Here is an 11,624-nt window from a genome sequence, read left to right on the forward strand (position 1 = left end):
CCGGTAATTCCGTGCATTCTGTCTGAAGCTATCCGCACGGTCAAGACTAGTATAGGAAAGAACGCGGGCTTTATGTGCCCTGATGTGAACTGTGGAGAAATTCATTCAGGTAGTCCCGCAGACATTCTGCTTGTTTTCGATCTATCTGAATGCTTGCGGGGGAAATTTCCATACCTCTTTCCGCTCCCGCTGCAGCTGTCCAGATAGAAAAAATATGTGAATCGTAATTGATTTCCATCACTGTCCGCTTTTTGCAGCTGATCATTCGGGAGGAACGCCGAATTTGTGTGATCAAAGCCATTTTCCTTTGGCCTCCTTTTTCTATTTTTTATCTGAGGTGCCTTCCATGAAAATTTATTCTTGCCGTTTTACACTAAAACAACTTGTCTTATTTTGCGGCAGTCTCCTTATTTTTGTTCTTTTGTGTCTGATTCTCCGCACGGAGAATCCCTGTTTGCCTACATGGACGGCGCAGACAGGGGCAACTTGCCGGGTGGATACGAAGGGAGAAAAAAAGATCGCGATCACGTTTGAAACATTGGGAGAAGGTGATACGGAGAATCTGCTTGCCCTTTTAGGGAGTCATCAGGTTTATGCCACATTTTTTCTGGAAGGAAGATGGGTGCTCCGGCATCCGGAGGAAACAAAAGCAATTGCAGCAGCAGGTCACGAAATTGGAACACATTCTCAAACGCACCCTCGCAATCTTTGTACGCTTGATACGCAAAGCATGCAACATGAACTTTTGGAACCTATCGTTTCCATTCAGGATTTGATTGGATACTCTCCCACTCTCTTTCGCCCTCCCTATGGCTTTTGGAATGAAAAACTGATTGCACAGGGAAATTCCCTTGGTCTGGAAACAGTGCTTTGGGATGTGGACAGTTTGGACTGGAAAAACCGGTCTCCACAAGAAATCAGACAATTTGTATTGAAAGAAAGCGGCCCTGGTTCTATCCTGCGCTTTCAGAATATTGCCATCAACACAATTTCGGCGCTTGACCTAATTTTAGAAGACTTTCAGGAGCAGGGATATCAGATGGTAACGGTATCCGAATTGTTAGCCTTGGAATGAAAAACGGATTGCACGGAAACCCGGCAATCCGTTTTTCTAATTAATTGGAGTTTTGAGCCAATGCGTCATTTTCTTCCGCATGTCCGGAATACGTTGGCACCAACTGATGCACAATAGAAATCATTTTTACATTATCCACACCGGCTACTTCGCGCAGATGTTCCAAATCATCCAGAAAGCTGTCTTCCTGAAACGGAATCGGTGTTCCAATGTAAATAAGTTCGTGGGAAGTCTTGCTGCAGCCTCCTTCACTGTCCAGTAAAAGTTCTTCATAGAGCTTTTCTCCCGGCCGCAAACCTGTATAGGTGATTTTAATATCTACGTCAGGTTCAAAGCCAGACAGTCGGATCATATTGCGGGCCAAATCCACAATTTTGACAGGCTGTCCCATATCAAGAATAAAAATTTCTCCGCCCTTTGCCATACCGCCTGCCTGGATGACAAGGCGTGCAGCTTCCGGAATGGTCATAAAGTACCGGATAATATCAGGGTGCGTCACGGTAACAGGACCACCTGCTGCAATTTGCCGCTTGAAAAGAGGAATCACGCTGCCATTGCTCCCCAATACATTACCGAAACGAACGGCAACATACTCTGTATTTTTACAATGTCGGCTGCTGTATTGGATAATGAGCTCACAGATACGCTTAGTCGCCCCCATAATGTTGGTGGGGTTCACAGCTTTATCGGTTGAAATGAGTACCATTCGTTTTACATGATATTTGTCACACGCCTGTGCAACATTCAGCGTACCAAATACATTGTTTTTCACTGCTTCTCCAGGGCTGAGCTCCATCAAGGGAACATGCTTATGTGCCGCAGCGTGAAAAACCACATCCGGCCGGCACACATCAAAGACATGTTCAACGCGCGCCTTATCGCGGACAGAACCAATCAGAACCTCCAGATTCAGATGCTTAAAGCGCATCAAAAGCTCATTCTGCAAATCATATGCGTTATTCTCATAGATGTCAAAGATAATAATTTTCTTAGGATGGAAATACGCAATCTGCCGGCACAGCTCTGAACCAATGGAACCTCCGCCGCCTGTTACCAAGACGGTCTTGCCTTTCAAATATCCACTAATCTCTTCTACGTTCAGATGAATTTCATCGCGGCCAAGCAAATCCAGAATATCAATATCCCGAATGGGTGTACGGCCCTCTGTTTTATCATCATTCTGAAGAAGCTCATACAGAGCGGGCAAAGTTTTGAGGCGGCATCCGGTTTTAGCGCAGATGCTTAAAATATCCTGCTTATCCTTTTTATCTGCGTTGGAAATAGCGAGAAGAATTTGATCAATGTCATAGCGAACAGCCATTCTGGGAATGCTTTCCCGTCCGCCAACGACTTTAACACCATGAATCCGGGTCCCACGCTTGGAACGATCGTCGTCGATCGCAATCACGGGAATTCCTTGGCTTTCCGGAGCAGATTTCATATCTTTAATGATCATGGAGCCCATTTCGCCTGCTCCAATGACCATAACGCGCTGAAAATCCTCAGACTCTCTTTGCAGTTCATTCTTACGCTTGCGCCGGTGCCAAAGCCGAATGGAAAAACGAGTAGCTCCAACAAAAAGGAACATCAAGGCCCAGCCCATCACATAGACAGGAATGGGAAGCCGGTAAATAGGAAGTCCATTGACAGAATAATGCCCTGCAACTGCAAAGCCCAGAATTGTTACCAGGATTCCCGCAACAGTAGTGCCATAGAAGATTTGCAGCAGCTCATCCATACTGGCAAATTGCCACATGGTGCTATAGAAGCGGAAAAAGAAAAATACTATCAGCGAAATCAGGAGCATGAAAGGAATCAGAAATACAAAGTATTCATACTCATGCCATGGAATCCGCCCTTCGAATCGAAGTTCCATCGCGATAAAGTAACTGAAAAAGACACTTACAAAGTCAATCAGCATCTGGGGAATCGCCTGGGAAAAATGAAATCTTTTTATCTTCATCCAATCGCTCCAGTTCCTTGACAGTATTCTGCCAGTAATTCGCAGGTATCGTTCAGTAAACTGTACCGGACAAAAGGGAAGAAATACACTGCATCACAGTGTATCTCCTCCCCTGTCTGGGTATCTTTTTGTCCACTGAGGGTAGTATAACACAATACCGAAAAAAAAGGAACTATAATTTTTCAGAAGCAGATTTTCCGATCAAAAGCTTACACGAATCTTTTCAGAAGCTCCGGATCCACAATTTGTAAGTCTCTGCCGTTTCTGACGATCACACCACTTTCCTGTAAAGAATCCATTGCACGATATAGGGAGGCTCTTCCGATATTTAAAATTTCCGCGAGCTCAATGAATGTGAAGGGAACGCGATATACAAACGGGCTTTCTTCCGGACAAACGGATACCAGAAAGCCTGCCAAGCGTTGCTCTGCACTCCCGCCTGTAAAAATATCAATGCGATGGTTTAGAAAACAAATCCTGTTTGTCAGATATGCAATATAATTTTCCGCTGTCATTGGCTCTCTGCGGAACAAAGAACGGAGAAGTTCTTCGGGAAGAAAAAGCACTCGGCTGCGGCGGACGGCCTGCACTTCTGAGACATATTCTCCGGATTCATGAAACAGGGCTGCCAAACCAAAAATTCCTCCCGGAGTGAAGGAGTTGAGGAGAATCAAATTTCCCTCTTTTCCCTGTTTCACCGCTCGTACTTCACCGGAAACAACAATTCCCATACATTTTCTGAAATTGGTCCTGGAATAGATCATCTCCCCTGTCTCAAACTCGAAGCATTCACAAATGGGTGACAAAAATACATTCTCCGCAGCTTCCACTTTGACATGCTGAAAAAGGAAAAGATTTCTCAGCACTTCAAATTGTTTCGAGCGTTTTGGTATCAATTTCATCTGTACATCATCCTGTTTTTTAACATTATATACAAAAGAAGAAGGTATCTCTATTATAAGACAGTTCAGGAAAATGTCAAGAATTTAGATAAAAAAATCGTCTTTAAGAAGTCAAAAAGAGCGAATTTAGCCAAAAAAAGCTGTCGCACAACGAGTTAACGTTGTGTGACAGCAAACAGAAAAATATTCGAAGAGGAAAAATCAGGCGTTCTGGCGAGCTGCCATGGCTTCCTTAACCTTTTCCGTGAAAATCGGCAGAATCTTCGTCAGATCACCAACAATACCATAATCCGCAACCTCAAAGATAGGAGCGCTTTCATCCTTATTGATGGCAATAATCACATCGGACTCTTCCATACCAGCCAAGTGCTGGATAGCACCGGAAATACCGCAGGCAATATACAGATTCGGACGAACTGTCTTACCAGTCTGACCAACCTGGATATCCTTTTCTGCCCATCCGGCATCCACGCAAGCACGGGAAGAACTTACCTCACCGCCCAGAGCATCAGCCAGATCACGCAGAAGTTTGAAATTCTCCGGGCAGCCAACACCGCGACCACCGGATACCAAGATTTTGGCGTCCTGAATGTCAATCTTATTGCTGACCTTCTTGATCACTTCCGCAATCTCAACATAGTTGTGATTCGGGGTAAAGTCAACCTCACAATTCTCCACAACAGCCTTCGCGCCCTTGATCGGCTTAATCTTTTGCATCACGCCGGGACGTACAGTGGCCATCTGCGGACGATGATCCGGGCAAAGAATGGTAGCCATGATATTGCCGCCAAACGCTGGACGAGTCATCTGCAGACCCTTGGTCTCCGGATCAACTTCCAGCTTCGTGCAGTCAGCCGTCAGACCGGTACGGACTCTGGCAGACACACGAGGAGCAAGGTCGCGGCCAATTGCCGTTGCACCGTAGAGCACAACGGAGGGCTTGTACTTCTCAATTACAGCCGTCATGGCATGTGCATACGGCTCCGTGCTGTAGGGCTCCAGAGCGGTATTGTCAACCACAACGATCTTGTCCGCGCCAAACTCAGCCAGCTCGTCGCAAAGTGAAGCCACATTATAGCCGAGAAGAACAGCAGTTACCTCGGTCTCCATCGCGGCAGCCAGCTCTTTTGCCTTGCCGATCAACTCAAAAGAAACACCGGTGATCTTGTTATCGACCTGCTGGACGAAAACATAAACACCTTTATAATCCTGTAAATTCATTATATGCTCACCACTTTCAATGTTCTGAAAAATATACGCTTACGCAGCCTGAACTTAAATGATGAATTTCTCTCTGAGCTTCTCCAGCATATAATCGGCAGCATCCTCAGCGTCCAGCTGAACAACCGTACCGGCTGCCTTCAGGCTCTTCGGGAAGCTCTTGAACACTCTGGTGGGCGAGCCCTTCAGGCCAATTTTATCCGTATCAACCTCGATGTCGTTCAGGCCCCATACCGTAACCTGTTTCTCGCGGTAAGCGTCAAAAATTCCACCCGGAGTCATATAACGCGGCTGATTCAGCTCGCTCAGAGCCGTAATCAGGCAAGGCATCTTGACCTTGACAACATGATAGCGATCCTCATACTGACGCTTCACGGTGACAGTATCGCCTTCCACCTGGATTTCCTCCGCATAGCTGACATTCGGAATGTTCAGATGCTCTGCGATCTGCGGACCAACCTGAGCGGTATCGCCATCGATGGCCTGGCGGCCGGTAATAATCAGATCATAAGGGATCTTCTTGAGCGCGGCAGCAATCGTAGTGGAGGTTGCCAGAGTATCGGCGCCGCCAAATGCTCTGTCGGTGACAAGAACAGCGTCATCCGCACCCATAGCCATCGCTTCACGCAGAACAGCATCTGCCTGCGGGGGACCCATGGAAAGCACGGTAACGTGAGCACCGGTTGCATCCTTCAGACGCAGAGCGGCTTCCAGACCAGCCTTATCATCAGGGTTGATGATGCTCGGCACACCGTCACGGATCAGGGTACCAGTTACCGGATCCAGCTTTACTTCGTTCGTATTCGGAACCTGCTTAATGCAAACTACAATATTCAAAGAATGTCACTCCTTCTGGGCTTTACAGCTATCATTATTTCAGGATATTGCCGGAGATAACCATGCGCTGCACTTCGCTGGTGCCCTCGTAGATTTCTGTAATCTTGGCATCGCGCATCATGCGTTCCACAGGATACTCTCTGGTGTAGCCGTAACCGCCGTGCAGCTGTACTGCCTTCGTGGTCACTTCCATGGCAACCTCAGCAGCCATCAGCTTTGCCATGGCCGCCTCAACGGAGTAAATCTTCTGTGTATCCTTGGCAACAGCAGCACGATACACAAGCAGCTTTGCGGCCTCGATCTTCGTCTTGAGATCGGCGAGCACAAACTGCGTATTCTGGAACTTTGCGATCGGACGGCCAAACTGCTTTCTTTCCTTGACGTACTTAACCGTCTCCTCAAAAGCACCCTCCGCAATGCCTAGAGCCTGAGCAGCGATACCAATACGGCCGCCGTCCAGTGTCTGCATAGCAATCTTAAAGCCCTGGCCCTCTTTACCGAGAAGGTTTTCCTTCGGAACAATGCAGTTTTCAAAGATCAGCTCAGTGGTGGAAGAACCACGGATGCCCATCTTCTTCTCCTTGGTGCCGATGCGGAAGCCCGGGAAATCCTTCTCCACGATGAAAGCGGAGATGCCGCGGGTTCCCTTGGATTTGTCGGTCATAGCAAAAATGATGTAGATATCAGCCTTGCCGCCGTTGGTGATGAAAATTTTGCTGCCGTTGAGGACATAATGATCGCCCTCGAGAACAGCCTTGGTCTGCTGGCCGGAAGCATCCGTACCGGCATTGGGCTCGGTCAGGCCGAACGCGCCCAGTTTCTCACCGCTGGCAAGCGGAACAAGATACTTCTGAATCTGCTCAGGAGTACCGAACTTCTTGATCGGATCCGATCCCAGAGAGGTGTGCGCAGACACGATAACACCGGTGGTAGCGCAAACCTTGGAAAGCTCCTCCACGCAGAGAACATAGGTCAGGGTATCGCAGCCCTGTCCGCCATACTCCTTGGGCTGGGGAATTCCCATAAAGCCCAGTTTCTTCATCTTTTCGACGGTTTCCTCAGGGAAGCGCTCCGTCTCATCGACCTCTTGTGCCAGAGGCTTAACTTCATTTTCCGCGAAATCATGGAAAAGGGTGCGTGCCATTTCCTGTTCTTTCGAAAGCACGAAATTCATACTCGTTGATCCTCCAATTTCTAAATTAGGCAAAACCGGAAATTACTTTCTGTAATCGTAGAAGCCTACACCGGTCTTGCGGCCCAGCTTGCCGGCGCGGACCATCTTTCTGAGCAGCGGATGCGGACGGTATTTGGGATCGCCCGTCTCGGACTGCAGCACTTCCATGATAGCCAGAACGATATCCAGACCAACCAGATCGCCCAGAGCCAGAGGTCCCATCGGATGATTAGCACCCAGCTGCATAGCGGTATCAATGCCCTCTACGCTGGCTACGCCGTCAGCGTAAATGCCGATAGCCTCATTGATCATCGGGATCAGGATGCGGTTTACAACAAAGCCGGCAGCCTCGTTTACCTGGACAGGGGTCTTGCCGATTTCCTTGGAAATTTCCACAATCTTCTCCACGACAGCAGCATCGGTTGTCTCGCCAGCGATAACCTCCACCAGCTTCATAACCGGAGCGGGGTTAAAGAAATGCATGCCGACAACAGCACGATCCAAGCCATTGGAAATCTCCGTGATGGAGAGAGAAGAAGTGTTGGTGGCAAAAATGCAGTCTTTCTTGCAGATGCCTTCCAGGCTCTTGAAGATTTCCTTCTTCAGCTCCATCTTCTCAAGAGCAGCCTCAACGACAAGATCGCAATCCGCGACAATCTCGTTGGTTCCGGTGGTAATCTTGTTCAGAATGGCGTCGGCAGCAGCCTGCTCCATCTTGCCCTTTGCAATTCTCTTCTCAAAGCCCTTGGCAATCTTGGCTTTGCCGTTGGCAGCCCACTCTGCCTTCACGTCGCAGAGACGAACCTCGTAGCCTTCTGTCTGAGCAAATGCCTGTGCAATGCCGGAGCCCATCGTGCCGGCGCCAATAATACCAACGATCATGATAAGTATCCTCCTGTCAAATAATAAATTCATAAAAGCGCACATGGGGATACCACACGTTAATACGGGCGGTATCCTCAAGCGCTGTGAAATTACTTATTCTGGAAAGCGGGAGCCTTTTCCTTGTTCAGGAAGGCGTTCATTCCATTTCTCTGATCCTCTGTCTCGAAGCAGCTTCCAAAGAGCTTCTCCTCGATCACAATGGCTTCGTCAATGGAAACATGAAGCCCCTCATCCACTGCCTTCTTGGAAGCGCGGACCGCAATCGGAGCATTTCTGGCAATCTTGGAAGCCAGCTTCTCAGCAGCCGGGAGGAGCTCCTCAGAGGGATAAACCGCGTTGACCAGGCCGAGGGAGAGAGCCTCGTCTGCCTTGATCTTCGTTCCTGCATAGAGCATTTCCTTCGCCTTGCCGACCGGAATAATGCGGGCCAGACGCTGAGTGCCGCCAAAACCGGGGGTAATGCCCAGGCCGGTTTCCGGCTGGCCGAACACAGCATTCTCAGAAGCGAGACGGATGTCGCAGCTCATGGAGAGCTCGCAGCCGCCACCCAGAGCGAAGCCATTGACCGCTGCGATAACAGGGATCGGGAGCTTCTCAATCTTACGGAATACATCATTGCCCTTCTTGCCGAAAGCCTCGCCTTCGGCCTTGGAAAGCGTGCTCATTTCCCCGATGTCAGCGCCGGCAACAAAGGACTTTTGCCCCGCGCCCGTGATAACCAGGCAGCGAACAGCGTTAAGATCAATTGCATCGATCGTTGCGTCCAGTTCGTTGAGAACCTCGGAATTCAAGGCATTCAGAGCCTTTTCGCGATCAATGGTGAGAACCGCGATGGCATCTTTCTGCTCATATTTAATAAAGTTCATCTGTAATCTTCCTTTTTCTGCAAGATTTGTGCAGCTTAGTATTTCTCGACGATGGTGGTAACACCCATGCCGCCGCCGACGCACAGGGTGGCGAGACCGGTCTTAACGTTGTCTCTTCTCTGCATCTCATGCAGCAGGGTTACAAGGATACGGCATCCGGAAGCACCCACGGGATGGCCCAGAGCGATAGCACCGCCGTTGACGTTCACCTTGCTCATATCGAAGTTCAGTTCCTTCGCCACAGCCAGAGACTGCGCGGCAAAAGCCTCGTTGGCCTCAATCAGATCAATCTGGTCGAGGTTCATGTTCGCATGAGCCAGCGCCTTGCGGGTGGAGGCAGCAGGCCCAATGCCCATGATGGACGGATCCACACCAGCGGAGGCACCCACAACAAACTTGGCCATCGGCTTTACGCCCAGCTCCTTGGCCTTTTCTTCGCTCATGACAACCACAGCGGCAGCGCCGTCGTTGATGCCGGAAGCGTTAGCAGCCGTAACAGAGCCGTCGGGCTTGAAGGCGGGACGCAGCTTGGAAATGCTTTCAGCGGTAACACCAGCACGCGGACCCTCATCCTTATCGAACATAACGGTTTCTTTCTTCACCTTAACCGGAACAGGAACGATTTCGTCCTTGAAACGGCCTTCCGCCTGAGCCTTTTCGCACTTCTGCTGGCTGGCAGCCGCAAACTCGTCCTGCATCTCGCGGGTCAGGCCGTATTTCTCTGCCAGATTTTCAGCGGTAATGCCCATATGATAGTTGTTGAACGCATCCCACAGAGCATCGTTGACCATGGTATCGATCATAGTGGCGTTGTTCATACGATAGCCAAAACGAGCCTGCGGCAGCGCATACGGAGCCATGGACATGTTCTCCATGCCGCCCGCAACGATAATGTCGGCGTCGCCGGCAGCGATCATGGCAGCCGCCGTGTTGACACACTTGAGGCCGGAACCGCAGACATTGTTCAGCGTAAGAGCGGGCACCTCAATGGGAAGACCAGCCTTGAGAGCAGCCTGACGTGCTACGTTCTGTCCCTGAGCGGCCTGCAGCACACAGCCCATCAGAACCTCGTCGACCTGCTCGGGCGCAACATTCGCGCGGGAGAGAGCCTCCTTGATCACGATGGAACCCAGAGTAGCGGCGGGGGTGTTGGAGAGAGCTCCACCCATTTTGCCGATTGCTGTACGTACAGCGCCTGCCAACACGATTGTTCTGGACATTTTTTGTTCCTCCATTCAAATAATTTAAAGATTGAATGATTGCCTTATTTAAACAGAATTCTTTCTTTTCCCCACTCCTTTTTCAGAAAGGAAAGGAGAAAATAATCACTATGTGTTAAATATATCACAATCATATTTTAATTGCAAGACGTTCCATCCGAATTCAAAAAGTGTTTTTTATTATTTACAGATAAGACAGAACTGCGCGAAAACACAGAGATGAATTGTAATAAATCACAAAAAACGTCGAAAAAGCTTTACCATCACACAGTAATCAACTCATATTGGCTGGTACCAAGCTTCATTTTTTCCGCATGCTCAATCAAACTGTGCCAATCCGTTGTGGGATGTAAGGCATGAAAATGATCCCCATCTTTACTTCCTTCAATCCTGCATCCTGGCATAATAGGCTGTGCGTTGCACAGATCCGCGCATGCGCTGTCAAGAGCAACCGGATCAAAGGAAGCCAGCATGCCTACATCCGGAATAATCGGGACATCATTTTCCGCATGGCAGTCACAGAACGGAGACACATCGCAAATCAAGCTGATGTGGAAACTTGGCTTATTGCGCAGAATCGCAGCCGAGTACTCTACCATTTTCTTGTTCAGGATATCATTGACCTCGTCGCCCGCAGCGGAAACCGCATCCTTCGGACAAGCTCCAATGCAGCGTCCGCAGCCCACGCAGCGATTGTGGTCAATCGAAGCTTTTTTCTCTGTGATGGTGATGGCGTCATGCGCACAATTTTTGCGGCACATCCCACAGCCTACGCAAAGCTCCTGAATAACATATGGCTTTCCAGCGCTGTGCATTTCCATTTTTCCCGCACGGGAACCACATCCCATGCCAATGTTTTTAAAGGTTCCGCCAAACCCGGTTGACTCATGGCATTTGAAATGAGTAAGTGTGATAAAATTATCCGCATCCATAATGGCGTGGCCAATTTTGGCTTCCTTCACATAATCGCCATCTTCCACGGGCACTAACGTCTCATCCGTTCCTTTTAAACCGTCGGCAATGATGATGTGACAGCCGGTGGTAAACGGGTTATAGCCGTTGACATAAGCGGAATCAAGGTGATCCAAGGCGTTTTTTCTGCCCCCAACATACAGAGTATTGCAGTCCGTCAGAAAAGCCTTTCCCCCATTTTCCTTTACAATATCTACGATTACTTTTGCATAGTTGGGACGAAGATAGGCCAGATTTCCCGGCTCTCCAAAATGGATTTTAATTGCGGTGTAACGATCCTGATAATCCAGCTGATCAATTCCCGCTTTTTTCACAAGATGGCGAAGTTTTTCAAGCAGGTTCATGTTGCCGGTCGCGTGAAAATCCGTAAAATATACCTTCGCTTTTTCCATGATTTCCTCCCTGGGTGTACATGATTTACGGAAATTTTCCGTGTACCCCATTTTCTTTTTCATTGTCTGGAAAAGAAGAAACAGATGATCTCCATTCTGTCCGTTTCCCAGTTCTTC

Annotated in this window: 11 protein-coding genes; 1 reads left to right on the forward strand and 10 read right to left on the reverse strand. The window is 48.8% G+C overall.

Features of this window, described 5'->3' with window-relative positions; translation table 11 throughout:
- Positions 1 to 70 precede the first annotated feature (70 nt).
- Positions 71 to 301: a hypothetical protein gene (locus B5F35_RS10550; protein ID WP_087240743.1), complete on the reverse strand. Its 231-nt coding sequence runs from the start codon at positions 299 to 301 to the stop codon at positions 71 to 73.
- 45 nt (positions 302 to 346) lie between these two features.
- Here B5F35_RS10550 and B5F35_RS10555 point away from each other — a divergent pair, with 45 nt between their 5' ends.
- Positions 347 to 1,075 carry a polysaccharide deacetylase family protein gene (locus B5F35_RS10555; RefSeq protein ID WP_140401199.1) on the forward strand — a complete coding sequence of 243 codons (729 nt, stop codon included), beginning with the start codon at positions 347 to 349 and terminating at the stop codon, positions 1,073 to 1,075.
- 40 nt (positions 1,076 to 1,115) lie between these two features.
- On the opposite strand, the gene B5F35_RS10560 is transcribed toward B5F35_RS10555, so the two are convergent.
- The 9 genes from B5F35_RS10560 to B5F35_RS10600 form a co-directional block, all read right to left on the reverse strand.
- Positions 1,116 to 3,038: a nucleoside-diphosphate sugar epimerase/dehydratase gene (locus B5F35_RS10560; RefSeq protein ID WP_087240747.1), complete on the reverse strand. Its 1,923-nt coding sequence runs from the start codon at positions 3,036 to 3,038 to the stop codon at positions 1,116 to 1,118.
- A gap of 209 nt (positions 3,039 to 3,247) precedes the next feature.
- Positions 3,248 to 3,940: a Crp/Fnr family transcriptional regulator gene (locus tag B5F35_RS10565; protein WP_087240749.1), complete on the reverse strand. Its 693-nt coding sequence runs from the start codon at positions 3,938 to 3,940 to the stop codon at positions 3,248 to 3,250.
- 201 nt (positions 3,941 to 4,141) lie between these two features.
- A complete protein-coding gene (locus B5F35_RS10570) occupies positions 4,142 to 5,161 on the reverse strand; it encodes an electron transfer flavoprotein subunit alpha/FixB family protein (RefSeq protein WP_087240751.1) in 1,020 nt (339 codons plus the stop codon).
- Between the two features lie 54 nt (positions 5,162 to 5,215).
- Positions 5,216 to 5,998, reverse strand: coding sequence for an electron transfer flavoprotein subunit beta/FixA family protein (locus tag B5F35_RS10575; protein WP_087240752.1), 783 nt, complete (start codon positions 5,996 to 5,998; stop codon positions 5,216 to 5,218).
- A gap of 34 nt (positions 5,999 to 6,032) precedes the next feature.
- Complete coding sequence (locus tag B5F35_RS10580) at positions 6,033 to 7,172, reverse strand: acyl-CoA dehydrogenase (protein WP_087240754.1); 1,140 nt, start codon at positions 7,170 to 7,172, stop codon at positions 6,033 to 6,035.
- A 42-nt stretch (positions 7,173 to 7,214) separates the two neighbouring features.
- Entirely contained in the window at positions 7,215 to 8,054 is an 840-nt protein-coding gene (locus B5F35_RS10585; protein ID WP_087240756.1) for a 3-hydroxyacyl-CoA dehydrogenase family protein, read from the reverse strand.
- Positions 8,055 to 8,146: 92 nt separating this feature from the next.
- Positions 8,147 to 8,923 carry an enoyl-CoA hydratase-related protein gene (locus B5F35_RS10590; RefSeq protein WP_087240758.1) on the reverse strand — a complete coding sequence of 259 codons (777 nt, stop codon included), beginning with the start codon at positions 8,921 to 8,923 and terminating at the stop codon, positions 8,147 to 8,149.
- 35 nt (positions 8,924 to 8,958) lie between these two features.
- A complete protein-coding gene (locus B5F35_RS10595) occupies positions 8,959 to 10,143 on the reverse strand; it encodes an acetyl-CoA C-acetyltransferase (protein WP_087240760.1) in 1,185 nt (394 codons plus the stop codon).
- Positions 10,144 to 10,406: 263 nt separating this feature from the next.
- Positions 10,407 to 11,507 carry a DUF362 domain-containing protein gene (locus B5F35_RS10600; RefSeq protein WP_087240837.1) on the reverse strand — a complete coding sequence of 367 codons (1,101 nt, stop codon included), beginning with the start codon at positions 11,505 to 11,507 and terminating at the stop codon, positions 10,407 to 10,409.
- Between the last annotated feature and the right edge of the window lie 117 nt (positions 11,508 to 11,624).

Source organism: Anaeromassilibacillus sp. An200, from assembly GCF_002160025.1.
In the GTDB taxonomy this organism is placed as follows: domain Bacteria; phylum Bacillota; class Clostridia; order Oscillospirales; family Acutalibacteraceae; genus Caccousia; species Caccousia stercoris.

Bases quoted from the DNA above. Each gene is read 5' to 3' on its own strand.
- B5F35_RS10550 (WP_087240743.1), bottom strand. From the start codon at position 301: ATGGCTTTGATCACACAAATTCGGCGTTCCTCCCGAATGATCAGCTGC.
- B5F35_RS10580 (WP_087240754.1), bottom strand. From the start codon at position 7,172: ATGAATTTCGTGCTTTCGAAAGAACAGGAAATGGCACGCACCCTTTTC.
- B5F35_RS10600 (WP_087240837.1), bottom strand. From the start codon at position 11,507: ATGGAAAAAGCGAAGGTATATTTTACGGATTTTCACGCGACCGGCAAC.
- B5F35_RS10570 (WP_087240751.1), bottom strand. From the start codon at position 5,161: ATGAATTTACAGGATTATAAAGGTGTTTATGTTTTCGTCCAGCAGGTC.
- B5F35_RS10565 (WP_087240749.1), bottom strand. From the start codon at position 3,940: ATGAAATTGATACCAAAACGCTCGAAACAATTTGAAGTGCTGAGAAAT.
- B5F35_RS10555 (WP_140401199.1), top strand. From the start codon at position 347: ATGAAAATTTATTCTTGCCGTTTTACACTAAAACAACTTGTCTTATTT.
- B5F35_RS10560 (WP_087240747.1), bottom strand. From the start codon at position 3,038: ATGAAGATAAAAAGATTTCATTTTTCCCAGGCGATTCCCCAGATGCTG.
- B5F35_RS10590 (WP_087240758.1), bottom strand. From the start codon at position 8,923: ATGAACTTTATTAAATATGAGCAGAAAGATGCCATCGCGGTTCTCACC.
- B5F35_RS10595 (WP_087240760.1), bottom strand. From the start codon at position 10,143: ATGTCCAGAACAATCGTGTTGGCAGGCGCTGTACGTACAGCAATCGGC.
- B5F35_RS10585 (WP_087240756.1), bottom strand. From the start codon at position 8,054: ATGATCGTTGGTATTATTGGCGCCGGCACGATGGGCTCCGGCATTGCA.